Below are 25,430 nucleotides of genomic sequence, written 5' to 3'. Positions count from 1 at the left end.
TAGGTAACAAGAAGAGGCTCCCACCTGGAAGCCTCTTCTGCGTCCGAACCGTCAGTAATGGAACCGGTATCGCACTTCCCCATAGATCTCTCGCGGATCGTTATAGTGAAAGCCGCCAAAGGTAAGGCTGTTATCCAGCAGCACCCGCCGATTACCGACATTCAAAGCATTGACAGAAACCGTAGTTCTCTCCCCAAAGCTCTTTCCGATGGCTAAGTCGAACGTCGTATGCTCCGGCAGATAATCGTTCGGATACGGTGTCGTCGGATCCGGGCTCCCATTCACAAACCCCGAGCCATAGTAGACATTCGTCGAAGCCGTCGCGCGCCAGGGCAGGGAAGCATTGAACCCAACGTTCAACGTATTTCTCTGGTCATGGTCCACGGGCGTGTACCCCGGATCCGCATCGCATTGCGGCGAACTCACCGGCGCGCAGATCAGCCCACCTGTAATCGCGCCACGCTGCTCGGCGATCTGGTTCGAGTAAGCAAGATGCGCCTGCCCGAACCGCCATAGCCTTGGGGAACGCAGTGAAACTTCCCACGCCCGCACCAGCGCCCCATCCACCGTCACTGGAAAATAAATGCTCGAGTCCCCAATGTTCGAGTGGTCGAGAAAGTTATTCACCCGCGTCTTGAATGTGTCCGCATCCAGCACCCAACCCTTCAGGGGTATCTGCACACCGAACTGATGCTCCTCATCCCGCTCCCCATGCAGCGGCTGAAAGTCCGTGTTATTCGCCTGGGCAAACTGCACCACCGGCCCAGCCGCCGTCAGCAGCGGCGGAGGCTGGTAGAACCGTCCGTAGAATCCACGAAACACCCAGTTTAGCCTTGGTATCCGCACCGCGACTCCGAACCGCGGATCAACCTCGTTCTCGCTGAACTGCCCCTGGAAATGCGTCTGCCTCAACCCCGCAATCAGTGTCAGCCAGTTCGTCGCCTTGTAATTATCCGAAACAAACGTTTCGACGACACCACCGGAAGCAGAGTCCGGCAGGGAGAAGTTCGTGTTCCCGCTTCCATCATTGAAAACTGCGCCAAAGAGATAACTGTCATGCTGTCCGAAGGAATAAAAGCCCGCTTGGAGGGTATTGCGCGCGATCTCCGTTGTTATCGATGCCTGCGCTCCACCATAGTTCGACGTCCGATCGGATGTCGTCGCCACTGGAGTATCGTTCACGTTCGGCTCGTAGTCGGCGCGATTGTGGTGAAAGAAGGGCGACACCTGCAGCACGGTCGAAGAGTTGAACGTATGCAGCCATGAGAGCGCGACAACACCATCTCGCTCATGCTGACTGTCGCGAAGCCCGCTCGAATCGAACTGCGCATTCTCGAAGCTGTTCGGATCCGGGTCGTATGGAATCTGGAACGTGTCATTCCGAATCTGCGCGATCAGCCGGAACTGGTCCTTCGGCGTTTTGTTATAAATCAGCGAGCCAAACGCACCGTATCCGTTACTCGCGTCGTGATGCACCTGGCTCACCGGCGGTGACAAGCCATAGTCGCTCCGGTTTCCACTCAGGCTCGCATAGTATGCGAATTTCTCTGTGTGATCGCCAAAGTTGAGTTGGTCATTTGTCTGGAGAAAGCTGCCTGCCGTCAGCACAAGCTCAGCCTGCCGGTTCCTCTCGAAGCCTGTCCGCGGCACCACGTTGAAGACCCCATAGGTCCTGTCCCCCACGTCCGACGTATAGCTCCCTCGCTGCACCTCGACATAGTCGATGTCCTTTGGATCGATCTGCGCTCCCAGGTTGCTCGCGATATTCGTGTTTGGAATCTGCACCCCATCGAGAAGCCAGCTTACCTGGTGGCCCCCACGCATGTGCAGCATGTCATGCGTCATGTACGCGCCCGGCACGAAGTCCGTAATCATTGCCAGGCTGTTCGTTCTGTCCGCCCCCGGCGTCTGGGCGATATCCTCTCGCCCGATCAATGCGGTCGGCGTCACCGAGTTGATGTTCGCCCCACCCGCGTCAGTCGAAACTGTAACCGATTCGCTTACACTCCCCACCGGCAGTTCGAAGTGCATCACCGGGGTCGTATTGGAAGCGAGTGTAATACTCTGCTCCACCACGCGAAACCCGACTTGCGTCACCGTAACCAGGTAATCTCCAAGAGGCACTGCAGGCAGCGCGAACGCACCCTCACGATTCGTGGACGTTGTGGTTGTAAAGGCTGAGTGAGCCGCGTGAATCGTCACGGAAGCCCCACTCACAGGCCGGTGCTGCGTATCGTGAACCACACCCTGCACCTGCCCAAAAACTGTGGCATACGCGGCAGGATGACCAACCAGACACAAGACAAGAACGAAGACAAAACGTCGCATGAAGCAAAACTCCCGGCCACATCATTCGCGGCCCATCGGTATTCCAAACACTCGCAGGCATCACCTCGGTCTCGTAACATCGAGCCCGGAAAGATTGCCATCGAAGAGAAGGATTTAGCCGAGCAGGGAAGGTGGTCCGCGCTTTTGACGCGACCGGTCACGCGAGATGCGCCACTTCGACTCGGTCTGCGCCACACCGGCCGGATGCGTCATCAGCGAGGCGAACAATCCATCCGACACATCAACCGACATCACATCCTGATGCACCGACGACACAGCCCTTGGGCAATAAGGGCATTTCTGCAAGGGCGCGCTTAACCGCACACCCGCTTGCACCGCGTCCCCATGACCGCCCATCCCCATCGCGCATTGATGCGCCCCGCCTCGCCGGCAGCACGCCGGTAGCCCATCCTCTACGTCCCCGCCGAGAGCAAACAGCGGCGACACGAGGGTGAAGCTGAACAGCGTCAGCAGCAGGATGGAGAGGAGCTTCCGCACATCCTGATTGAACCCTAAATCCGCCCCACCTGCAAACGCCTAGCCCTTCAACTCCGGAAACGCCGTGATCCGCAGCTTCGCAGCCCCATACGGAATCAGCACAAGCTCCTCCACGGGTTCACTGCTCTCCACCGGCGACACAGGCACCGGCAGCGCCACCCCATCCTCCGGCTTCCACCCATTCACCCGCCGTCCCGTCGCATGGATCTTCACCGGCGCATTCGCAGCCGCGAACGGGACCGGACCCACCGTCTCCTCGCTCACTCGCAGGCCTGATACATCCAGCCCATAGTTCCACTGCCTTCCCGGAAACACCTGCCAGTCAGCGGTCAACCCACGCTCCCGCAACTTCACCCAATGTCCCTGCAGATCCAGCGAGAACACGAGCGGCCCCCGTTCCACGGCAACCGCCTCATTGAACCACCTCGTCGCCACCGGCTTCATCGGCAGCGTCAACTCCACTACATCCCCCGCCTCCCAGGTCCTCTCGATCCGCACAAACTCCCCAGCCGTCACGTTACCCTCAGCCTTGCCATTCACCACAACGGTAGCTCCCGCTGCCCACGCAGGCACCTTCAGTGACAGAGGAAACCGCACCGCTTTCTCCGGCGTCACCGTTAGCTTCACCGTCTCGCGAAAAGGATACTCCGTGGCCTCGACCACACGTACGAGAGTCTCTCGCACCATCGTCTTCACCTCGCACGGCGAGTACAGCGCAGCCACCAGCCCATCATCCGCCGTCCTCATCCAAAGACTCGCCGCAAACTTGGGCCAGCCTTGGTGGAAGTTCGCCGTGCAGCACCCGAAGTTAGGCTCCAGCCCATACAGGTTCGATTCCGGCCCATTCGTCCGCCACGGCTTCGAGTTCAACCCAACCTGCACCTGGTTCGCCTGTTGGTCATACTGATGCGCCCACATGTCGTCCGTGAACGTCCCCGGCAGCGCATTAAACGCGATCTTCTCCAACCGGTCGGCGATCGCGACATCCCCAAACACTGCCAGAGCCACCTCCATCGAGAACATCGTCTCGACCACCGTGCATAACTCCGTCCCCTGGCTCGGACTCCTCCCCGCCAGATGCTCATCGCACGAGAACATCCCATTCGGCAGCCCATGGTACTTATCCAGCGCCCCAAGCTGCCGGTAATAGCTTGCCCTCTCCGACTTATCTCCGCTGAGCCGATACTGAACCGCCGCAACCTTCAACGCCTGCCCATGGTTCACCCCATGCGTCTCGAGCGGCGTCTTATGCATCTCCCCCGGCTCGGTGTATTTGAAGTCGACGAAGCTGGCCTCCCAGTCATATCCCTGCTCCTTCAGTAGCGCCGCAAGCTTCAGCAGGTCCGGATCCTGCGTCCGCTCATGCAGCCACTCGATCACCAAAACCTCATCCTGCCATCGGAACCTACCCCACTCCTTCAGAGGCCTTCCCGGCATCGCCACAAGCTGATGCTTGAAGTACTTCGTCAGCACCGGTAGCACCCGCGGATCTCCCGTAGCCTCCTGGTATTGCGCCAGCGCCTTCACCATCACCATGCGCGGCCACCAGTCATCGTTGCTCGCTGGCCCAATCATCCCATCCGCCGCCTGGTGCGTCAGTGTCCACTCTACGAACCGTTGCGCCTTTGCCTTCAGCACATCGTCATTCAGCAGGACGCTCAGCGGAATCAGCCCATCCAGAAAGTAAGGCCCACGCTCCCAGCTCTCGCCTTTCCCGCCAAGCCATCCACTCGTCCCCCCACATCCGGCCAGAACTCATCCAGATGTCCGCCCATCCCATCCGCCTGCACCCGAAGCTGCCGCTGCAGCCATCCCAGAGGCTTCACCTCACCCAGCGGCAGAGGTCGGAACGTCCCGTCCGCAAGCCTCCTAGCCGCACCCGCCGTCTCCGCACGCAACGTCCCTGCCAGCGCCGCACCCGCCGCCATCTTCAAAGCATCCCGTCTCGTAATCTTCGGGTCGTAACCACCCGCGCTTGACAAACGTCGCCTCCGGAAGACCCCATTTTCACCACGAACATGAAAAACATGCACTTAAATCGCATTCACCCAATAAAGACGCACCTCTCACCACGTTTAGTACGCGACCGCTGACCACGTTTACCGCACATCGCCCCACGTTCTACCGCACGTTTTCAGTGCTTCGCCGCGTAGTTCTGCTTGTAACCCGTCCGCGTGTTGGTCACATCGAAGCTGCCGTCCCCATGCGCCGTCAACTCGATTCCATGCCCCGCATCCGGCCCCGGGACATTGGCGATGTACTTCTCCGGAGTGTTGTTCTCCATGCCACCTTCTTCGGAGAAATGGATCTGCCATAGCGTTTCCAGCCCCGGAGCCTTCAAAAAAGTCTTGAGAACAGGGGTAGAACCGCCCTTTTTTGCCCCATTATCCATAATTGCCACCCGAGCGCCAATCGCATCGACGAGGGCCGGACTGGAGCTTTGCTCCCACCCGTGATGCGAAACGATGAGGATATCGACTTTGCCAAGCTTGTTCTGCGGGCACATGAGTTGCATCTCTTTATCCCAGGTCAGGTCACCCAGGTCGAGAATCTTGAGCGATCCGAAGGTGATTTCTATCCCAAGAGACTTCGAATTCTCCGTCTGATCGGCCGGACGAACCTCCGACGTCGCACAGTACGGGTTCGCCTGCCCCGCGCCGGGAAGTGGACTCGAGATCAGGTTGCCATCTGCGCTGATCACATGCGCGTCCATTCCCTTGATTGGCAACGTATCGCCCGGCTTCCCGACAATATGCTGATATGTTCCCGCCGCGAGCACCTTCTGATATTCAGAGTAGTCCTTCTCGGTAATTCCGTGATCCATCTCACGATTTGGCCCATGATCGATGAAAGCACCGACGGGAATGCGAGAGACGAGTTGAGGGACCCCTCCCGTGTGGTCAGCGTGATAGTGCGTGAGAAGAACATAGTCGATCTTGCTGATACCGGCTTGCTTTGCCGCTCCCGCGATCCGGTCCGCATCGCGGTAATTGTTTCCCGGCCATCCCGTATCGATTAAGAGCGATTGTCCAGCCGGCGTGACGAACAGAGTCGACTGCCCCCCTTCCACGTCAATGAAATAGACCCTGAGCGACCCATCGGTGTGGGGCGCGGCCTGACTCCTCGCAGTCGGCGTGTAGAAAACAACACCAAGGCAGACGAGAAGGGGAGCGAGAAGTGTCAAACCAGATTTCATTCCATCTGTGTACGCCTTGAACGCTGTCTCTGGCAACCTGCGGACGACCGAGGGCGACACCTACATGTTCCGAGCTAGCGCTGACCTCTACAGATCCGAGCGTCCCGCAGTACTATTTCGATTTGGTGTCTGGGTGACTCTTTCAGGGAATGCGCTGCGCAGGTAACTTGAGAGTAACTGTTTACCAGGAAACCCCGGTGCAACCTATAACTCCTTGAAAAACATCGTCGAATGTTGACGAAAAGCTATTAGAGCCATCGTCCCACCCGTGTTCCCTCACGTACAACCTTAGAGCTATAGTAGGCTTGAGTACGAGTGGTTACCGTTGTGAGTAACGTAAGAACCCGTCTTTGCGAGACGTTTCTTCCGCGACCGGCAAGGTAAGTTACCCATGAGTAACTCCTTTGCGTCGTTTTGGGCCCAACTGTTGAGATTCTAGGGAAAGGGGCAGGATGCCGAACCGGGTAAGGGCACTCATCGTTCTCATTATTCTTGTTGGAACGTGCAGCGTGGTGTGGTCTACCCGTTACCCGGGACACACTTGGTTGCGTTTCGCCGTGTATCTCGTCGCCGTCCTCCTCAGTTCTGGCATGAAGGTCGCCATGCCGAAGGGCGATGGCACCATGGCCGTCAACTTTCCCTTCATCCTTCTCGGCATCGTTCAGCTCTCGCCCGGCCAGGCTATCGCGCTGGCCGCACTCTCCGTCATCGCCCAATGCCGCATCCGGGTCATCAAGCCGTTTACGTTCGTCCAGATAGCGTTCAACGTCGCGAACGTGATCACGGCAACTGCGTTAGCGACTCTGACCTTCTTGAGCGCGACGAGAATCGGGACCGAACTGGCTCCCGCGCTCGCCCTCGCCGCGACAACTTACTTCTTCGCCAATACTATTCCGGTTGCGTTGGTCATCGCCTGGTCCAAGGGAGAAGCACCCGTCGCGCTCTGGCGGCGTGAGTTTCCCTGGTATCTTCCGTTTTACCTGGTCGGAGCGGTCCTCGCGGCCGTCGCCGATCTCATCAGTGTCCGCTTTGGCTGGACTACCTCGCTCCTGCTCGTTCCCGTCATCTATACGATCCATCGTGCTTACCGCGCTCAAATGGCAATGGTCCGGGATCGCCAGATCCACCTGGAGGAGACCGAAGCCCTCCATCTCCGCACCATCGAGGGCCTCGCCATGGCGATCGAGGCGAAGGATCACAATACCCACGACCATCTTGTGCGCGTTCGCATGTATGTCGCGGAGATCGGCGTCGAGCTTGGCATCACCGAGTTGGAGATGCATGCATTGATGACAGCCTCCTTTCTCCACGACATCGGTAAACTCGCCGTGCCGGAGCACATCATCAACAAACCCGGCAAGCTCACGCCGGAAGAGTTCGAAAAGATCAAGATTCACCCCGTCGTGGGCGCGGACATTCTGGAGCGCGTCCGCTTTCCCTATCCCGTCGTTCCCATCGTCCGGTCGCACCATGAAGCATGGGATGGAAGCGGCTACCCTGACGGGCTCAAGGGTGAAGAGATCCCGATCGGCGCACGTATTCTTTCGGCCGTCGATTGCTTCGACGCCCTTGCCTCCGACCGTCCGTACCGCAAAGCGCTCCCCATTGGGGAGGCCATGGCGATGGTGAGAAGCAAAGCTGGAATCCAGTTCGATCCACGTGTCGTGGCGGTACTCGAGAAACGACATGTCGAACTTGAAGAGCGCGCCCGGCTCCACGGCAAGGGACTCGAACCCCTGAATATTGACGTGACCGTCGCACGCGGAGAGGCTCCAGGCGCCGGGTTCCAGCAGGATAATGAGAGTTCCGATGCCGTAGCTCGCGAACTGGCTTCCGGCGAGGCGGCAAGGCTCGATGCCTTGAACCATGTGGCTGCCGCGAGTCAAGAGGCGCAGGCGATCTTCGAGATGAGCCAGACGCTCGGGGCATCGCTCAGCCCTGACGAAACCATCTCCGTCATGTCCTCGCGTCTGCGCCACTTTATCCCGTTCGATTGCTTCGCCTTCTATCTTAAGACGGGTGACATTCTTTCTGTCCGGTATATCGACGGCCATGGCACCCGGTCCTTTTCCGCACGGCCTATTCCTCTTGGTGAAGGGCTCTCCGGATGGGTGGCGCAGAGTGGCCGGCCCAGTCTCAACGGCAATCCAAAGGTCGAGCCGAACTACGAGGCCGGCAGGGATGCAACGATGGAGCTGAGCTCAGCCCTCTCACTTCCTCTCTTCAACCTCACGGGAGACATCTTCGGCGTCCTGACGATCTACGCCTGCGCGCTCGACGCCTTTTCGCGCGATCATCTCCGCATCCTGCAGGCCGTCGAAGCGAAATATTCACTCACCCTGCAGAATGTGCTCAGTTTCGGCAGCGCCGAAAAGGATCTTCGCGTCGACGTCGTTACCCAGCTTCCGAACACCCGCCAATTCTTCCCGAGGATGGAAGCCGACCTGATCAAGGCAAGCAAGGGAAGCGAGCAGCTCGGAGTTGTCGTCTGCAATCTGAATTCGCTGAAAGCAATCAGTGAACGGTATGGTCCGAAGATGGCGAGCGAGCTTCTCCGCTCTGTTGCGGACGGCTTCCGTGCGTGCTGTCACTCCTACGACAGCGTGGCTCGCATCGGGGTCGACGAATTCGTCTTTCTCCTTCCCGGCATCGACATGAAGAGCTGCACACCGCAACTCCAGCTGATCGAGGAGACCGTCAGGCATGCCGCCACCGATCTTAAGATCGAGATGAATATCTCGGTCAGCCTCGGAGCATCGTTCTTTCCCGCGGATGGGAACACGGCGGAAGAGTTGCTTGGGCTTGCCGATCGCCGCATGTACTTTCATAAGCGTAAGTACTTCGAGGCGGGCGCCAGTCCCATCGACAGGCCGCGCAAAGTAGCCGAAGTCGCATGACGCTGGCCTTCGCCATCGTCCGCCGACTAAGCCGTGTCTTCCTCCTCATGCTTCTCGCAGCCATGGGGACCATCGTGCTGATGCGCTTCTCCCCTGGGTACTATACGGACATCCGCGAGCTCGACCCGAAATACGCTCAGTCAGCCAACACCGCCATTGAGACCGAGGAGAACCAGCATGGCTCGCTTGCTGCCATTGCGCGGAATGTCTTTGCTGGCTGGCTGCACGGGGACCTCGGCCGATCCCGCCAGTACGACGCGCCCGTCTCCGAACTCGTTCGCCCCCGGATTGGGGTGACGCTTTCACTGCTCGCCCGCAGTATCGTCAACGGATGGCTGATTGCGTTCGCCGCTGCATTGCCCATCAGCACGCTTCGCCGGGGAGCGACCCTCGTGTCGGCACCTTTCACGCTCCTGCTTGCCATCCCCACGGGAGCCATGGCGACCGTCTCGCTCCTTGCCGACACTGGCGGCCCCGTTCTCGTCCTGAGCCTCATCCTTGCCGCACGCGACTTCAAGTTCCTCGCCCGCCTCTTCCGCGTCGCTTGGCGTGCCCCCCATCTCCTCCAGGTCCGGGCCCAGGGAATGCGCTTCCATCGCGTGATCCGCACCTTCATCCTGCCTAACGTCGCCCCTCAGGTCTTCGCCCTGGCGACGCTATCCCTCGTCACCGCACTCAGCGCGGTCGTTCCCGTGGAGGTCATCTTCGACGCTCCCGGCCTCGGTCAGCTCGCATGGTCCGCGGCGATGAATCGTGACCTCCCCGTCCTCCTGACGGTGACTCTCCTCATGGCCTTTGCCGTAGCCTGCGCGGGCATGGTCTCCGAGCGGATGCGGCCCCTGGAAACCGCATGAAGCCTCGCCTCGCCGCTGCAATCCTCTTTCTCCTTATGCTGGCCGCCAGCCTTATCGTGTTCAAGCCCGGGCGCAGCTACGCCGTTCAGGATCGCGACGCCATCATGGCCAGCTCTTCCCCCCAGCACTGGACAGGCACCGACCAACTAGGCCGCGATCGCACGGTGAGAATCTCCGCGGCCCTGCTAATCTCCTTCGCCGGGGCAACCGCGGCATCCGCAGTCGCGACCGCCATTGCCGCGGCGGTCGGCACCCTTGCCGCGTTCAGTCCGAAAGTCGTTGCGTTCCTTCTGATGCTCGCAAGTGACCTCTTCCTTACGCTGCCGTGGCTCTTCCTCCTAATGCTCGTCCGTTCCGGCCTGCCTCTCACGACATCGCCGATGCACTCAGCCGCGATCACGTTCATCATCCTCGCCTTCCTCGGCTGGTCCGCCTGCGCGCGCACCGTCTATAGCGGAGCGACAAATCTTCGGGCCTCCGAGTGGATGATGCAGGGCCGAGCCAGCGGTCTCCGTCCCGTCCAGCTCACTCGCCTTCATCTTCTTCCTCACCTCAGGACGCTTCTCCTTCCGCAGTTCCTCCTCTGTATCCCCGCCTTCATCGTGGCTGAAGCAAACCTGGGCACGCTCGGCCTCGGCATCGCCGAACCTCTTCCCTCGTGGGGCACTATGCTCCTCGAGCTCGATAACTCCGCGCTTCTCGCCCGCTCTAGCTGGGTCTATCTCCCGATAGCCTTGCTCGTCGCCGTTCTGCTCCTGCTTGAATCATTCGCTGTAGAGGTATAACTCATGGGTTTGCGCACCAACCGGGTCTCCATCGGAGCACTCCTTTTTATCGTCCTCCCATTGCTTACGCAGACCTCCGCGAAAGCTCCCGGCGAACTAGCCTGGGCGATCCGCTACGACCCCAAGACGTTCGATCCGGCGAAGGTTGACGACCAGTCCTCTGAGCTCGTCCGCTTTCTTACCGGCGGTGTCCTCCTCCGCGTCAACCGTCTCACCCAGCAGCCTGAACCTGACCTGGCAGAGACCTACAGCCTGTCTCCTGACGGCCGCGTCCTGACCTTCCACCTTCGTCCTGGTCTCAGATTCTCGGACGGCTCCGACCTCACCTCGCGCGACGCGGCATGGTCGATCCGCAGGGTCCTTGCCCCAGTCACTGCGGCTCCGGCCGGCGAAGAGTTCCTTACCCCAAAGGACGTGAAAGTCGAAGCCCCGGACGCGCATACAGTCCGTGTTACCCTGCCCAAGCGCGTCGTGGCCATTGCTCGTGTCTTCGACGAGATTGCGATCGAGCCTGCCGACCATCCAAGCGAAGCCCGTGTGACGTCCGGTCCCTTTATTCTCGCCGACTACAAGCGCGGCCAGTCTATCCGCCTCAAGCGCAACCCAAACTATTGGCGTCATGATGGGGCTAACGTCCAACTGCCCTATCTTTCCGGCATCCGCCTCGACATTCTTAGCAACCGAGAACAGGAGATTTCCGGTTTCCAGCGTGGCGACTACGATCTCATCGACAACCTTCCCGCCGAGTATTTCACAGCGCTCTCCAAACGCTCTCCAGGAGCCGTGCGCGACCTTGGCGCATCCCTCAACACCGAGCAGATGTGGTTCAACGAGTCCCCAACTTCACCGCTTCCCGCGTATGAGAAAGCATGGTTCACGAACCGCGGCTTCCGCGTCGCTATCTCGCAGGCAATTCATCGTGCCGACCTGGCCCGCATCGCCTACGACGGCCACGCCACACCCGCATACAGCTTCATCTCTCCGGCGAACACCCCCTGGTACGACAAGACCCTAAACTACCCACACGAAGATGTCGCGGCTGCCACCCGCCTCCTCGCGGCGAGCGGCTTCCATCTGAGCGGTAAGACCCTCTACGACGCCGGCAATCAACCCGTGAAGTTTTCGATCCTCACCAACGCCGGCAATGCTGCACGTCAGAAGATGGCTACGCTTATCCAGCAGGATCTGGCCGCACTTGGCATCGAGATCACTATCGTTACGCTCGATTTCCCAGCACTCATCGAACGTTTCATGCATACGCAGGACTACCAGGCCTGTCTTCTCGGCCTCTCGAATGTCGATCCCGAACCGAACTCCATGATGAACCTCTGGCTCAGTTCTTCGCCCAACCATCAATGGAATCCATCCGAAAAAAGTCCAGCCACTCCGTGGGAGGCCGAGATCGACAGGCAGATGCTGATCCAGGCCACAAGCCTTAGCGCCCCGGACCGCAAGCGTGCTGTCGACCAGGTTCAGCAGATCGTCGCCGACCAGCAGCCTTTCATCTATCTCGTTCACCCAAATACCCTTTATGCGATATCGCCGCAACTTGGCGGCGTTCAACCCGCCGTCCTCTCACCCGGAGTTGTCTGGAACGTTGACATGATCCGAAGGCAGGGAACTCGCTAGATGAGCGAAGGCGCTATTCCACTACTCCGTGTCAGCCTCCAGGCCTCCTACGGGCGTCAATCGGTCCTGCGAGATATCCGTTTGGACTTGGAAAAAGGCGAGTCCCTTGGCCTGGTTGGCACAAGCGGAGCAGGGAAGAGCACACTGATCCTCGCTCTCCTGGGACTTCTTCCCTGGCGCGGAGGTACGGTCACGGGGGAGGTTCTCCTGGAAGGGCAGAACCTCCTCACCATGCCGGAGCGCGACGCCCGCCGCCTGCGGGGAAGCCGTATCGCGCTCATTCCACAAAGTCCCATGAACGCCCTCAATGCGGTCGTCTCGCTTCGAGCACACTTTGACGAAGCATGGCGCGCGCACGACAACAGGGGCCGCGCCGCACTGGAAACACGCCTCGCGACGCTTCTTTCCGAGGTTCAGCTCCCCACCGACCCGAGCTTCCTGAAGAGAAAGCCCGGCGAGATCAGTGTCGGGCAGGCTCAGCGCGTGATGATCGCGCTAGCCCTTCTGCATCGCCCAGCGATTCTCGTTGCAGACGAGCCTACAAGCGCTCTCGATCCCGTCACGCAGGCGGAGATCCTCAAGCTTCTGCGTCATCTCAATCAGACCATGGGAACGACGCTGCTTTATATCTCGCACGATCTTCTCTCCGTGCTACAGCTCTGCGACCGCATCGCCGTACTTGATACCGGAACCATCGTCGAGTTACTTTCAGTCGATCGCATCGAGCAGGCAGTGCACCCGGCCACACTTGCTCTGCTGAACGCCCTTCCCGCCCCACCCCGAATCCTCCTCGAGTACCGGGATGGTAACGCCAGGTAACTAATCCGCGAAATAACGACCAATAGAGGACCCTCCTCACTCCGGTGGGCCATCCACTATCCCTCGAACTTCTTCGAGGGTGCAACTAAAGGGTGATGGCTCCCCTTTTGGGCACTGGTACTGTTACTCACGAGGGCCGAAATGCCCGATAAAAACAAAGAATAAGAACTTCGCGGCACCGAATGACGCTCGCCGACTCAAGCAGAACAGGCATCACATTGTGCCGCACGAACGTGTCACGCAGCCAAAGCGAAGAGTTAGCCGATTTGGACTTAGTTCAAAGACTTCCACAGGAGCATTACAGTGAACAGCTTGTCTCGCTACTTTAGACCGATCTTGACTCTCTTGGCCGTGGTACCGTTCGCCTCCGTAGCTCACTCCCAGAGCACCCTCAGCCCGAAAGTTTCATCCGACGCCTCTTCAGCTTCGCCCGCGTCCATGATCCCAGTGATCATCCAGTACAAGACAGTCCCAGGTCTGCCGCGACTCACCAAGAGCCCGACCCACGTAACAACCTCGGGTACGGAGTTGACGGCGATCAACGCGATCGCTACCACCGTGCCGGCATCTTCGGTGGCCGAGATCGCCGCCGATCCCAACGTCGCTTATATCTCCTCGGACCGCCATGTTGGCGCTCGCCAGGTCACAGTCACCGCCGCCGAATTTACAACCGAGCCCATCAACGCACCCTGGGTCTGGAAGGTCGGCTTCGACGGCACCGGGGTCGGTGTCGCCGTCATCGACAGTGGTATAAGTCTCGTTGACGATCTCCACGGCAGAGGCAAGGTTGCCAGCCGCATCGTCTATAGCGAGAGCTTCATCCCCGGTGATGCTGATGCCACGGATCATTTCGGTCACGGCACCCATGTCGCCGGTTTGATCGCCGGAAATGGTAACGATTCCACAGGCTCCAAGTACTTCCGTACCTTTTCCGGTGCAGCGCCGAACGCGAACCTCATCAACCTTCGCGTGCTCGACGAACATGGCTCCGGTACGGACTCCTCTGTCATCGCCGCCATTGGGCGGGCCATCGAGCTCAAGTCGGCTTATAACATCCGCGTCATCAATCTCTCGCTCGGACGGCCCATCTGGGAGGGATATGCTCTTGACCCGCTTTGCCAGGCTGTAGAGAAGGCCTGGAAGGCCGGCATCATGGTCGTCGTCGCCGCCGGCAACGATGGACGTGACCTCGCCCTCAACCCCGAAGGCTACGGCACGATCGAATCGCCAGGCAACGACCCGTACGTTCTCACGGTTGGAGCCATGCGCACCGTCGGCACCGCAGGCATCAACGACGATCTCATCGCCAGCTACAGCTCGAAGGGTCCTTCGTTCATCGACCACATCGTCAAGCCTGACATCGTCGCTCCCGGCAATCTCGTCAGCAGCTTGAAGTTCTCCAACGACGCTCTCGCGATCAACAATCCTTCCTTCGTCACCCTGAACTCTTTCTACACGGTCAGCGGCAACGGTAAATCCTCGGTCAACTACTTCCCACTGAGCGGCACAAGCATGGCCACCGGCGTCACCAGCGGCGCGGCCGCCCTCCTTCTGCAGGCTGATCCCCTCATCACGCCCGACCAGTTGAAGGCGATCATGATGAAGAGCTCAAACCGCAGCTACTTCCCACAGACCAGCAGCGTCACCGATCCCACCACCGGCACCGTCTTCAAGGCGAACTACGATGTCTTCACCATTGGCGCCGGCTATCTCGATGTAGAAGCCTCGCTGATCAACATCGCGAAGTTCGGTCTCATGCTCCCTAAGGGCACCGCGATGTCCCCCGTCGCGGTCTTTGATTCGACGACTGGTGGAACCAACCTCGTCATCGACAGCACTGCACTCTGGGGCGCGGCAAACAGCAAGGCGGAGACTGCACTCTGGGGTGCGACCGCTCTCTGGGGAGCTTCGGAGATCTACGGCGCCAACGCCTTCGTCGGCAGCCAGACCGCTCTGTGGGGAGCCACGGCTCTCTGGGGCGCTAACGATCCTCAGGCATACACGGCTCTGTGGGGTGCGACTGCTCTTTGGGGTGCCTCTACGCCGGCAGCCGCGACCGCTCTCTGGGGTGCGGAAGATGTCAACGGCTCAACCGCCCTTTGGGGTGCCACGGCACTCTGGGGTGCAACCGCACTCTGGGGAGCAGACGCACCGTTCGAGTTCTAATAAAAACTGACAACCGAGATACGCATCCGCGGAGAACCCTGCCGCCGATGCGTATCTCGCATTTAAGCAGGCGACTGCAGCTCTTCTTCGCTGTTAAGGTGAACCACAAACAAGAGCCGGACACGCGCATTGCGTATCCGGCTCTTGATAACTTCACCGACTCTTATATCGACTTCGGCTTGGATGTTTTACCTCGGACCTCTTGTTTAGCTTACCGCGCGGTTCTTTTCTTTGCCTTCGCCGTCGGAGAGGCAGCTCTTAATGCGGCCCGCTTTGCCTTTTTGACGGCGGCCCAGCGCCGAAACTGCGCCTGGCGAATACGTTCTAGCCCCTCAGCGCTCATCGTCCTGGTTGTACTTCCCCGGGTAGGCTTGGTCGCAGCCGTTACGGTCTTAGCCGGACGACCCGGCTTCTTATGAGCGGTACCAACGTTCTTCAGCAGCTTGGCCTTCGATGCATGCAGCCGCGAGATCTCCGCATCAATTTCGTAAAGAATCGATTCATACATATCGTTCTCAGATCCTCACTCCTGGGCTTCTTGGATCGCTAAGCACTCAAGCGGCATGTGGCCTTCAGTATCCCGCTCTTCTCTTATCCCAGGTTGTTACTCTCAGACGCATCCCGTGCAGCGAAGCAAATGAGGCATCATGTCGGCAGTTCTCGCGCGGGGCGGTCCCGTGCGAGTTATCTGCGGCAATGCAGGTCCCTCATCAAAATTTATCAGAAAGAGACGCACGAAGTCCGGTTGCACGTCTACACCGATACGTGTTACTAACGATTTATTCCCGACCTGGCCCACCAAAGTCGAATCGAGAAAGTGCTGAAGCGCAACGAGCCAGCATAACTGCAAACTTATGCCGACTCATAACGCAAAGCACCTCAAATCTTCAGTTCCCAGCCCTTTTCATATTCCCGATGCGTCATCGCCTGCGCTTTCGCATCGTTGACGATGTGTCCACTCGTCTGATCAAGCGTCAGCACGCGATTCGTCTCCCATGCAACGTTCGACAGTTGAAGCATCGTCACTGCGACATTACCCGATGCAATCGGCTGATTCAGCTTCTCGCCCTTTTGAATACCCGCGATGAAGTTGGCAAAGTGAAGATCGGTCATCGAGTCCTTGCCCGTCGTATCGGTCGATGACGTCTTCGCCGTGTTCACTTTGAACTCGTCGATCTTCTTCTTGCCACTCTGGTCATAGACCTCGTAGCCATCGCGATCGACGATCACCGATCCATTCGTTCCCTGGATAATGGATCCGCGATCCCGGTCGTACAACTTCATCGGGTTGCAGCAGCGTCCTTCCCACGTGATCATCTTGTCTTCGTAGTTGAAATCCGTGACCATCGTGTCGTAGTACTGCCAATCATCCTTGAACTGGTAACGGCCCGCCTGCGCGGACACCGTCTTCGGAAAGTCCACGCCTAGAGCCCACCGGCACACATCGACCTCGTGTGTTCCATTATTTAGGCTCTCGCCCGTGCCCCACACTTTGAACCAGTGCCAGTTATAAGGATGCACATTGTCCTTGTAAGCCTGGCGCGGCGCCGGGCCCTGCCAAAGATCCCAATCGAGTGTCGACGGGACGGGTACCACCTTTCCCACGCCAATCGACTTCCGATTGTTCACATACCAGGCCTTTGCGAAGTAAGCCCGGCCAATCAGACCACCGTGTATCTTCCCGACGATCTCGATCGAATGGGGCGACGACCTCTGCTGGCTTCCCATCTGTACGAGCTTGCCGTACTTCTTCTGCGCCGCTACCAGCAGCTCACCCTCATGCGGATCGTAGCTGCAAGGCTTCTCGACATACACATTCTTTCCCGCCTGCAAACCCGCCACAGCCATCGGCGTATGCCAGTGGTCCGGAGATGCAATCGTGATCGCATCAATCTCCTTCAGCTCCAGCATCTTTCTGAAATCGCCATGCGTCTTCGGGGCATACCCAAGCTCCTTCGTCGCATTCCCGCAGTACTTATCCAGAATCTTGCTGTCCACATCGGCGATATGTGCCAGCCTGCTTGTCTTCTCGTTCGCCTTCAGCGAAGAAAGATGCGCATAAGCCCGGCTGTTCAATCCAATCGTCGCGAAGGTCACCCGATCGTTCGAGCCCATGATCTGTGCATAGCTTCTCGCCGACGAACTCAGCGCAAGTCCGGCAGCCCCAAGGGCAACTCCATCTATAAACTCCCGTCGAGTAATCACGCTCTCTCCTCAGACCTCTTTGGTCTTACCAACTTCAGCTCGCACCGCCGCAACCGCACGCGCGATAACGTTATACGAGAATGCCCACCATACGCAATCCATCCCCATATGCCTTTGATATCGCAAGCCGCCGCCACTTCTCGGCCTTTTGTGGAAGAATGTCTTGGATCGTTTACGGTCGAACCTCTGGAGGACGAGCATGTCCGTTTCCCGCCGCAACATGATCCTTGGCATGGCCGCTGCAACTGCTTCCACGAAGATGTTTGCGCAAACCGTCCGGGCCTGTCCCTTCCGTCTCGCCGTCATCAACGACGAAATCTCTCCCGACTTTGACCACGCCTGTTACGTCGCCTCGCGCGACTTCAGTCTTCAGTGGATCGAGCTCCGCAGCATGTGGAACACCAATATTTCTGCCCTAACCTCCGCGCAGATCGACGAATCCAGAAAAATTCTGGGCAAATACAATCTCCGCGTCACTGACCTTGCGAGCCCCCTCTTCAAGACCGACCTCCCTGGGGCACCCGTCTCCAAAGAGAGCCCCCACCGCGACAAGTTCAAGGCCGACTTCGACTATAAAGAGCAGGACGCCCTCCTTGACCATCTCATCGACCTCTCCAAACAATTCGGGACCGACCGTATCCGTTGCTTCGACTTCTGGCGTCTCGACGACCCTAAACCCTTTCGCGCCGAGATGAATCGCAAACTGGGTGAAGCCGCCGAAAAGTGCGCGAAGCATAACCTCGTCCTTCTCCTCGAGAACGAGATGGCCTGCAACACCGGCAGCGGCGAAGAGGCACTCGCCGTCCTCAACGCCATCCCCAACCCAGCTTTCATGCTTAACTGGGATCCCGGCAACGCCGCCACCTTCCCGGGCAACGTTCCCTACCCGAACGCCTACGACGCGCTTCCCAAGAACCGCATCGGCCACTGCCACGTCAAGAACGCCAAACGACTTCCCAATGCGAAGTGGGACTGGGAGCCCGTCGACATCGGCATCGTGGACTGGGTCGGCCAATTTAAGGCCCTCCAGCGCGACGGCTACAAGTATGGTGTCTCCCTTGAAACTCACTGGCGCGGCGGCGGCACCGCCGAAGCCTCCACCCGAATCAGTATGAAGGGCCTGAAGGACACCTTGCAGAAAGCCAACATTCCCTGCTAGCCATCCAGACGACCACCGGGCGTCCCACCTTCGACGACGGCGTTACCGTCGGCTAAGGTGGGGTCGACGATTCTCCGCGCGCCACTCCACGATCTCTTCCAACGCCCCCCGGCAAGTCTCCGCGGCAGCTTCGGCCGTCAGCCCATACTTGGCCCTGAGCGCCTCGACCTTCCCATGCTCGATGAACTCATCCGGCCACCCCACCCGCACCATGGGCACATCGATCTGCAACTCGTTCAGCGTCTCGAGCACCGCCGAACCGAATCCGCCGGCGAGCACATGGTCCTCGAAGGTCACCACGAGGCCGCACTCTACCCCGTACCGATCCACGCATTCCCGATCGACCGGCTTTGCGAACCGCGGATTAATCAGGGCCACACTGAAGCCCCCTGCCTCGAGCATCCCCACAAAGCGCTCCGCCTCCGCCATCATCGCGCCGAGCCCAAACACCACAACCTCAGCGCCAGGCCTGCCTTTCAGCACCTTGGCTTTGCCAATCTCGAGCGCAACCGGCTGCTCCTTGACGCGAACTCCCGGCCCCGTCCCCCTCGGATAGCGTATCGCGCTAGGACCGTCATGCAGCATGGCTGTATACATCATGTCTGCCAGTTCATCCTCATCCACCGGATCCATGTGGATCAGGTTCGGTACCCCACGCAGGTAGCTGATATCGAATAGCCCATGATGCGTCGGTCCGTCGTCTCCGCTCAGCCCGCCGCGATCCATGCAGAACACCACGGGCAGCTTCTGCAGAGCCACATCATGCACAATCTGGTCGAACGACCTCTGCAGGAACGTTGAATAAATCGCGCAAAAAGGCTTGAACCCTTTGATCGCAAGACCCGCCGCAAAGATCACGGCATGCTCTTCGGCGATCCCCACATCGAAGTACCGTGTCGGATGCACCGGCCTGAAGAGGTCGAGTGCCGTACCGTTCGGCATCGCTGCCGTAATTGCAACGACTTTGTCGTTCGCCGTAGCTAGTTTCGTCAGCGTCTCGGCAAAGATCTCCGAGTACGTTTTTTGGATGGCGGGCTTCGTCTCGCCCGTCTCCGGATGGTACGGCCCAAGCCCATGGAACTTCTTCTGACCTTCGAGCGCAGGCTGAAACCCGCGCCCCTTCTGCGTAATCGCATGCAGCACCACAGGCTTGTTCTGCGTCTTCAAAAACTTGAACGTCTCAATGAGCATCGGCAGGTTATGGCCGTCAATCGGCCCGAAATAGCTGATTCCGAACTCTTCGAAGATCATCCCCCGCCCGACCAAGCCCTTCGCCGCTTCTTCCGCTCGCCGCACAACGTGCCGGGCAGCCTTGCCACCGATCTTCTCCACAAACCCCGCCGCGGCATCATGCAGGCTCACATAAGTCGAGTTCATCGCGATCTTATGGAAGTACTCCGCGATCGCTCCCACATTCTTATCGATCGACCATTCGTTGTCATTCAAGACAATGATCAGCCGCTTCGTCTGCGCGGCGACATTGTTCAGCGCCTCAAATGAGATCCCGTTTGTAAATGCCGCATCTCCCGCCAGCGCGACAATATGCTCGGTGCCGCCGGCGAGATCCCGCCCAACCGCCATCCCAAGCGCCGCGCTCAATGCCGTTCCGGCATGTCCAGCCCCATAGCTGTCATGCTCGCTCTCGGTTCGCAGCATGAAACCATTCAGCCCACCCGGCTGCCGGATCGTATCGAACAGGTGTTCCCGCCCTGTTAGCAGCTTATGCACGTACGCCTGATGGCTAACGTCAAAAATAAAGCTATCCGTCGGCGTATCGAACACGTAATGCATCGCAATGGTCAGCTCGACCACCCCGAGGTTCGGCCCAATGTGACCCCCGGTCTTGGCAACCCCAAGAATCAGCCGCTCCCGGATCTCCTCGGCCAACTGCGTCAACTGCACCATCGACATGCTCTTAAGGTCCGCCGGCGATGTGATCGTGCTCAGAATCGTGTCCATTGCGTCTTTTTCTCAGGCGACCCATGCCAACAAGCCGCAACCATTCACTATACCAACTTCCCGGCTGACTCAAACGCGAGGCTGAGCGCGCAGGGTCGGCCCCCCAAACGGGAATCTTCGCAGCCCTCCTATGCTTCGGTACCCCAAAACCGGCATAGCGGCGAGAGCCTGTCGCTCGGGCACATTTATACTTTGGCTAGCATCAGGACGAGGATCGCATCGTGTTGGAACGCCGAAAAGTGGAAGCGCAGAGCACGGCGGCGATCCGGCGCCAGATGACCCAATTCTTCGAGGCGACCTCAGACGGAATCGCTTTCCTCAATCGCAACTACGTCTTCACCTTTCTCAATCGCCGCGCGCGAGAAATCCTCGCCCCAAGCGGGGAACTCATCGACGTTTCTCTATGGGATGCCTACCCGGCGGCAGCCATCCAGGATTCGCCTTACTGGATCAACTACCACCGCTCCATGGACGAAGGGGTCGCGACCCATTTCGAGTACTTCTACCCCGAACCCCTCAATGTCCTCTTCGACATCCACACACTGCCCTCCGAAGACGGCATCATTCTCTTCTTCCGCGACATAACCGCCGAGCGCAGAGACCGGGAAGAGCTGCTTCGGCGCCGCGAAGAGATGGAACGCCAGTTCGCCGAAATCGAGGCTGTCTACCGCACCGCTCCCATCGGTCTTGCGCTCTTCGATCTCGACGACTATCACTACCTTCGTCTCAACGACCGTCAGGCTGCATTCTTCGGTCTCAAGCCGGAACAGGTCGTCGGCCGCACGCTCACGGAAATGGCTCCCATCGAGGGCCTGCGGGAGCTCTTCGACCAGGTAGCCAGCGGTGGTCCGCCTGTCGTCAACTTCCCACTCGAAGGGACGCTCATCAACGATCCCACCGACCATCGCTACTGGGTCGTCAGCTACTTTCCCGTACTCGGATCCGACGGCGCGATCCAAGGCATCACGGCCTCCTCGCTCGAGATCACGCAGCAGAAGAAGGCGGAACTCGCCCTCATCGAGTCGGATAAGCTCGCGGTTGTGGGCCGTCTCGCCTCCTCCATCGCGCATGAGATCAACAACCCGCTGGAGTCGGTCACGAATCTGCTCTATCTCGCACGCAATAGCGAGACCCTCGATCTGGCGAAAGGCTATCTCGAAAGCGCAGATCACGAGTTGCAACGCATGGCTGCTGTCACCAGCCAGACACTTCGCTTTCACAAGCAATCCACCAGCCCGCAGGCGATCACGGGCGAAGCTCTCATCCGCAGCGTACTGTCCATCTACCAGGGCCGCATCCTCAACTCTGGAGTTCAGGTTCAGACCCGGTATCGCGCCGATAGCCCCGTTCGCTGCTTCGAAGGAGAGATACGCCAGGTCATCAGTAATCTGCTCGGCAACGCGCTCGATGCGCTTGCTCCAGGCGGAAGCCTTTTCCTGCGCACACGCGAAAGCACGAACTACGTCACTGGCCAGCACGGGATCGCTCTTACTCTCGCGGACAACGGCAGCGGGATGAGCCCGGAGACCATCCAGAAGGCATTTCGCCCCTTCTACACCACCAAAGGCATCATGGGAACAGGACTCGGCTTGTGGATCTGTAAGGAGATCATCGACCGTCACAACGGAGCGATTCAGGTCCGCAGCCGTGTCGGCTATGGCACGGCCTTCGTCGTGTTCCTGCCCTACGACGCCATAAGCCGTTAGGTCTTCGCTCCAGAATTTTTGCCTGCACGACCAAATTCCCGCGCCACTGTATTCTGCAATGAAATCCAGGAACCGGACCCCGCCATGCCCCGCAGACTACCCACGCCCGCGCGCCTTGAAGCCTTCTCCGATGGCGTGATCGCCGTCATCATCACGATCATGGTTCTCGAGCTCAAGGTTCCTCACCAAGACGGCCTCGCCGGTCTCTACGCTGTCCTTCCAACGCTCCTTGTCTACGCTTTGTCCTTTACCCTCACCGGCATCTATTGGATCAACCACCGATACCTGATCGACCGCATCGAGCGCATCGACAACGCCATGCTCTACGCGAACCTGGCCTTCCTCTTCAGCCTCTCGCTTCTCCCTTTCTTTACCTCTTACGTTCTGGAGAAGCAGATCAATACCTTCTCCGTCGTCCTCTATGGCGTCTCGAACATCGTCTCAGGCTTCTCCTTCATGCTTCTGCGTCTTGCTGTAATGCGCCATCTCCGCCACCACGCTGAACTTGCCCACGAAGACACCGCCGCCAGGACGAAGCACTGGCTTTCCCTTTTCGTCTACGCCTGCACCATTCCGCTCGCCTTCCCGTATCCTCGCGCTGCCCTCGCCGCCATCACTGTCGTCACCCTCATCTGGATTCTTCCCAACCTGAGCGTCGAACACACCCACGAGGACCCATCCCACCCCATCCACCCATCCTGACGAGACGTTCCTTCTCGTGTTCCTTCTTTGTTATTTGGTCGTTGCATGTTTTTCGCGGTCATCCTAAGCGTAGCGAACGACTCCACTTTATCGAGCCGCCCGAACGTGTACCCGGGCCACACGTGTGGCTGACCAGATGCCGTAAAACAAAAAGTCGGCTCGAGCCGATCAGCGCTATCCTAGCTCCGCCGCCAAAACCCATCCCAGGACCAGCCCCATGTCCGAACTTACCGAACCCCAAGTCTTCCACATCGAAGAGTACAAAGCTCTCCGCAAGGAGATCGAGATTCACCTCACCGAGTCTCGCACCGAAGAGCGCTACCTCGTCATCGCCGTCGGCGCCATCTGGGCATGGCTCATTACGAATCACAATCACCACGTCCTTCTCTGGTGCATTCCGCTTCTGCTTGCCGTCGCATCCGTGAGCCGGATGGCTGCACTGACCTACGACATCATCAAACTTGGGAGCTATCTGCGCGGAGTCGAGAACCACTTCCACGCAGCCGGCTGGGAGCATCACCTCCTTAACATCCAGAGGTTCGAGTGCGCGGACCGAAGCCCGTTCGAGAGGTTCGCTCATGCCAAACGGAAGATCAATATCGGCCGTATGAACAACTACATCAGCGTCGCCATATTGATCCTCGCCTTGATCGGCCTTATCGACCATGACGACCTTGCCGGGGGCACCTATCCATGCAGTATCTCGCCCGTAGCTGCCCAGGCATCTAGACCAGCGGAACCCAGCCTTCACTGAAGTCCATGCCAAACTAGATCGATGAGGTCACCTTCGCGTTCACTGCAGATTGCGTCCTTCCTCCTTTCCACCATCGCCTTCGCCCAGACCCCCGTTCCCCAACGCGTCCAGACTGGCTTCAATGCCATCAAGGAATCAACCCTCCGCGCCAACCTCACCTTTATCGCCGGAGATGGTCTGCTGGGTCGCATGTCTCTCCAACCTGGCGACGAAGCCTCCGCCGAGTGGGTCGCCTCCGAGTTCGCCAAAGCCGGCCTGCAGCCCGCCGCGAAAGATGCCTCCGGCTACCCATCCTTCCTGCAGCCCGTTCCACTCGTCGAGTACAAGCCGGACACCGGCGCGACCCGCCTCACCCTGACCGGTCCTGCGACCGGTCCTGCAACCAAATCCTGGACCTCCGCCGACATCACCAGCTCCTTCCGCCAGAATGTTGATGTGACCGGAGGACTCGTCTACGTCGGCTACGGAATCACCGCGCCCGAACTCAACTACGATGACTACGCCAACGTCGACGTCCACGGCAAAGTCGTCCTTCTCATGGAGCACGAGCCCCAGGAAGACGATCCCAAATCAATCTTCAACGGTACTGGCAACACGCGCTACGCTACCAACCGAGTCAAGCTCCTCAACGCCCAGAAACACGGTGCCATCGCCGTTCTGCTCATGCCTGAGCCGAATGCCACCCACATCTCCACCAACAAGCGCCTCATGGCCGTCTACGTCGGCGTCAACACCAAACGCCTCACCCCGCTCCCCCTCCAGGCCATCGTCGACGACGAGACCCACATCTCCAGCACCACCATCCCGCTCACCGTAGCCGCCGACCTACTCCAGCCCGCCAATGCCACCGCCAAAGCCCTCCAGACCGCCATCGACAAGGACCTCCAGCCCCAGTCCCGCGAGATCCCCGGCGTTCAACTCCACCTCGAAACCCGCAACGCCTCCACTCGCACTGGCACAGCCTACAATGTGGCCGGACTCCTACCCGGCAGCGACCCCACCCTCTCCGCCGAAACCGTCCTCATCAGCGCCCACCACGATCACAACGGCGCCTCCGAGGTCGAAGACCCCGACGGCAAGCGCCACCTTGAAATCTGGCACGGGGCCGATGACAACGGCTCCGGCACCGTGGGCGTCGTCGAACTGGCCCACGCCTTCACCGCCAATCCGGTCAAGCCCAAGCGCTCGATCCTCTTCGTGGTCTTCGCCGCCGAGGAGCGCGGCCCGCTCCAGGGCTCGTACTACATGTCGAACCATCCCCTGCGCCCCTTAGCCACCACCCGCGCCATGATTAATTGCGACATGATCGGTCGCGACGAAGCCCCGAGCCCCCAGACTGACGGCGCTATCGAGATCCCCAAAGACACCACCAATCGCCTCAACCTCATTGGCAGCCTTTATGCCCCCGACCTCCTCAAGATCGTCCAGCACGAAGACCAGCACGTCGGCCTCATCCTCGACGACCGCTTCGACCGCGACACCGCCCTCGGCATCTTTTTCCGCTCCGACCAATTCCCCTTCATCCTCCACGACGTCCCGGCCCTCTGGTTCTTCACCGGCTTCCACCCCGACTACCACCACGTCACCGACACCGTAGACCGCATCGACTTCACCAAGATGACAAAAATCATCCGCCTGGCCTACCTAAGCCTCTTCGACATAGCCGACAACCCCGTCCCACCTCGCTTCATCGCAAATCCAGCCCTCGGACGGTAAAAGTGCATCTCGTTTCGTCCGGCATCCATGGTGAGGCTATCTCCTTTGATTAGAAGA

At 59.2% G+C, this 25,430-nt stretch carries 19 protein-coding genes; 11 read left to right on the top strand and 8 right to left on the bottom strand.

Translation table 11 applies throughout. The features are described 5' to 3' along the window. Positions 1–51: 51 nt before the first annotated feature. From GRAN_RS03095 to GRAN_RS03080, 5 genes are all read right to left on the bottom strand, one after another. Positions 52–2,328, bottom strand: coding sequence for a TonB-dependent receptor (locus GRAN_RS03095; RefSeq protein WP_128911530.1), 2,277 nt, complete (start codon positions 2,326–2,328; stop codon positions 52–54). A gap of 114 nt (positions 2,329–2,442) precedes the next feature. Next, positions 2,443–2,826, bottom strand: coding sequence for a hypothetical protein (locus GRAN_RS03090; protein WP_128911529.1), 384 nt, complete (start codon positions 2,824–2,826; stop codon positions 2,443–2,445). Between the two features lie 39 nt (positions 2,827–2,865). Then, complete coding sequence (locus tag GRAN_RS03085) at positions 2,866–4,464, bottom strand: beta-L-arabinofuranosidase domain-containing protein (protein WP_206662695.1); 1,599 nt, start codon at positions 4,462–4,464, stop codon at positions 2,866–2,868. Between the two features lie 29 nt (positions 4,465–4,493). Beyond that, complete coding sequence (locus GRAN_RS25835; protein ID WP_206662694.1) at positions 4,494–4,808, bottom strand: hypothetical protein; 315 nt, start codon at positions 4,806–4,808, stop codon at positions 4,494–4,496. Between the two features lie 152 nt (positions 4,809–4,960). After that, the gene (locus GRAN_RS03080) at positions 4,961–6,022 is read right to left on the bottom strand and encodes a ComEC/Rec2 family competence protein (protein WP_128911528.1); all 1,062 of its coding nucleotides are present in this window, start codon (positions 6,020–6,022) and stop codon (positions 4,961–4,963) included. Between the two features lie 545 nt (positions 6,023–6,567). Between GRAN_RS03080 and GRAN_RS03075 the strand changes: the two genes are divergently transcribed. From GRAN_RS03075 to GRAN_RS03050, 6 genes are all read left to right on the top strand, one after another. After that, on the top strand, positions 6,568–8,919 hold the full coding sequence (locus GRAN_RS03075) for an HD domain-containing phosphohydrolase (RefSeq protein ID WP_161570816.1): 2,352 nt from the start codon (positions 6,568–6,570) through the stop codon (positions 8,917–8,919). Beyond that, complete coding sequence (locus GRAN_RS03070) at positions 8,916–9,773, top strand: ABC transporter permease subunit (protein WP_128911526.1); 858 nt, start codon at positions 8,916–8,918, stop codon at positions 9,771–9,773. Before GRAN_RS03075 ends, GRAN_RS03070 begins: the two co-directional genes overlap by 4 nt. Beyond that, the gene (locus GRAN_RS03065; RefSeq protein WP_128911525.1) at positions 9,770–10,558 is read left to right on the top strand and encodes an ABC transporter permease subunit; all 789 of its coding nucleotides are present in this window, start codon (positions 9,770–9,772) and stop codon (positions 10,556–10,558) included. Before GRAN_RS03070 ends, GRAN_RS03065 begins: the two co-directional genes overlap by 4 nt. Positions 10,559–10,561: 3 nt before the next feature. Next, positions 10,562–12,187, top strand: coding sequence for an ABC transporter substrate-binding protein (locus tag GRAN_RS03060; protein ID WP_128911524.1), 1,626 nt, complete (start codon positions 10,562–10,564; stop codon positions 12,185–12,187). Then, complete coding sequence (locus GRAN_RS03055; RefSeq protein WP_128911523.1) at positions 12,188–13,006, top strand: ATP-binding cassette domain-containing protein; 819 nt, start codon at positions 12,188–12,190, stop codon at positions 13,004–13,006. It abuts the gene before it with no gap. A 438-nt stretch (positions 13,007–13,444) separates the two neighbouring features. After that, the gene (locus GRAN_RS03050; protein ID WP_128911522.1) at positions 13,445–15,172 is read left to right on the top strand and encodes a S8 family peptidase; all 1,728 of its coding nucleotides are present in this window, start codon (positions 13,445–13,447) and stop codon (positions 15,170–15,172) included. 211 nt (positions 15,173–15,383) lie between these two features. On the opposite strand, the gene GRAN_RS03045 is transcribed toward GRAN_RS03050, so the two are convergent. Next, on the bottom strand, positions 15,384–15,680 hold the full coding sequence (locus GRAN_RS03045) for a hypothetical protein (RefSeq protein WP_128911521.1): 297 nt from the start codon (positions 15,678–15,680) through the stop codon (positions 15,384–15,386). 371 nt (positions 15,681–16,051) lie between these two features. Then, positions 16,052–17,377, bottom strand: a complete 1,326-nt coding sequence (locus GRAN_RS03040; protein ID WP_128911520.1) for a Gfo/Idh/MocA family protein — start codon at positions 17,375–17,377, stop codon at positions 16,052–16,054. Between the two features lie 199 nt (positions 17,378–17,576). Here GRAN_RS03040 and GRAN_RS03035 point away from each other — a divergent pair, with 199 nt between their 5' ends. After that, positions 17,577–18,536 carry a sugar phosphate isomerase/epimerase family protein gene (locus GRAN_RS03035; RefSeq protein ID WP_128911519.1) on the top strand — a complete coding sequence of 320 codons (960 nt, stop codon included), beginning with the start codon at positions 17,577–17,579 and terminating at the stop codon, positions 18,534–18,536. Between the two features lie 42 nt (positions 18,537–18,578). Here the strand turns inward: GRAN_RS03035 and dxs are convergent, their stop codons facing one another. Beyond that, a complete protein-coding gene (dxs, locus tag GRAN_RS03030; RefSeq protein ID WP_128911518.1) occupies positions 18,579–20,495 on the bottom strand; it encodes a 1-deoxy-D-xylulose-5-phosphate synthase in 1,917 nt (638 codons plus the stop codon). A 221-nt stretch (positions 20,496–20,716) separates the two neighbouring features. Between dxs and GRAN_RS03025 the strand changes: the two genes are divergently transcribed. From GRAN_RS03025 to GRAN_RS03010, 4 genes are all read left to right on the top strand, one after another. Continuing rightward, the gene (locus tag GRAN_RS03025; RefSeq protein ID WP_241654313.1) at positions 20,717–22,201 is read left to right on the top strand and encodes a PAS domain-containing sensor histidine kinase; all 1,485 of its coding nucleotides are present in this window, start codon (positions 20,717–20,719) and stop codon (positions 22,199–22,201) included. A gap of 84 nt (positions 22,202–22,285) precedes the next feature. Beyond that, positions 22,286–22,903: a TMEM175 family protein gene (locus GRAN_RS03020; protein WP_128911517.1), complete on the top strand. Its 618-nt coding sequence runs from the start codon at positions 22,286–22,288 to the stop codon at positions 22,901–22,903. Positions 22,904–23,120: 217 nt separating this feature from the next. Next, the gene (locus GRAN_RS03015; protein ID WP_128911516.1) at positions 23,121–23,657 is read left to right on the top strand and encodes a hypothetical protein; all 537 of its coding nucleotides are present in this window, start codon (positions 23,121–23,123) and stop codon (positions 23,655–23,657) included. Positions 23,658–23,678: 21 nt separating this feature from the next. Further along, positions 23,679–25,373: a M20/M25/M40 family metallo-hydrolase gene (locus GRAN_RS03010; protein WP_128911515.1), complete on the top strand. Its 1,695-nt coding sequence runs from the start codon at positions 23,679–23,681 to the stop codon at positions 25,371–25,373. Positions 25,374–25,430 lie beyond the last annotated feature (57 nt).

Source organism: Granulicella sibirica (assembly GCF_004115155.1).
Classification (GTDB): Bacteria; Acidobacteriota; Terriglobia; order Terriglobales; family Acidobacteriaceae; genus Edaphobacter; species Edaphobacter sibiricus.
The sequence above is the reverse complement of the archived record's forward strand: the minus strand, read 5'-3'. Positions and strand labels throughout refer to the sequence as shown.

What these genes read in the sequence shown, in the direction of transcription:
- GRAN_RS03020 (WP_128911517.1), top strand. Translation starts at nt 22,286, where the DNA reads ATGCCCCGCAGACTACCCACGCCCGCGCGCCTTGAAGCCTTCTCCGAT.
- GRAN_RS03055 (WP_128911523.1), top strand. Translation starts at nt 12,188, where the DNA reads ATGAGCGAAGGCGCTATTCCACTACTCCGTGTCAGCCTCCAGGCCTCC.
- GRAN_RS03015 (WP_128911516.1), top strand. Translation starts at nt 23,121, where the DNA reads ATGTCCGAACTTACCGAACCCCAAGTCTTCCACATCGAAGAGTACAAA.
- dxs (WP_128911518.1), bottom strand. Translation starts at nt 20,495, where the DNA reads ATGGACACGATTCTGAGCACGATCACATCGCCGGCGGACCTTAAGAGC.
- GRAN_RS03095 (WP_128911530.1), bottom strand. Translation starts at nt 2,328, where the DNA reads ATGCGACGTTTTGTCTTCGTTCTTGTCTTGTGTCTGGTTGGTCATCCT.
- GRAN_RS03010 (WP_128911515.1), top strand. Translation starts at nt 23,679, where the DNA reads ATGAGGTCACCTTCGCGTTCACTGCAGATTGCGTCCTTCCTCCTTTCC.
- GRAN_RS03065 (WP_128911525.1), top strand. Translation starts at nt 9,770, where the DNA reads ATGAAGCCTCGCCTCGCCGCTGCAATCCTCTTTCTCCTTATGCTGGCC.
- GRAN_RS03080 (WP_128911528.1), bottom strand. Translation starts at nt 6,022, where the DNA reads ATGAAATCTGGTTTGACACTTCTCGCTCCCCTTCTCGTCTGCCTTGGT.
- GRAN_RS03035 (WP_128911519.1), top strand. Translation starts at nt 17,577, where the DNA reads ATGTCCGTTTCCCGCCGCAACATGATCCTTGGCATGGCCGCTGCAACT.
- GRAN_RS03070 (WP_128911526.1), top strand. Translation starts at nt 8,916, where the DNA reads ATGACGCTGGCCTTCGCCATCGTCCGCCGACTAAGCCGTGTCTTCCTC.
- GRAN_RS03050 (WP_128911522.1), top strand. Translation starts at nt 13,445, where the DNA reads ATGATCCCAGTGATCATCCAGTACAAGACAGTCCCAGGTCTGCCGCGA.
- GRAN_RS03045 (WP_128911521.1), bottom strand. Translation starts at nt 15,680, where the DNA reads ATGTATGAATCGATTCTTTACGAAATTGATGCGGAGATCTCGCGGCTG.
- GRAN_RS03060 (WP_128911524.1), top strand. Translation starts at nt 10,562, where the DNA reads ATGGGTTTGCGCACCAACCGGGTCTCCATCGGAGCACTCCTTTTTATC.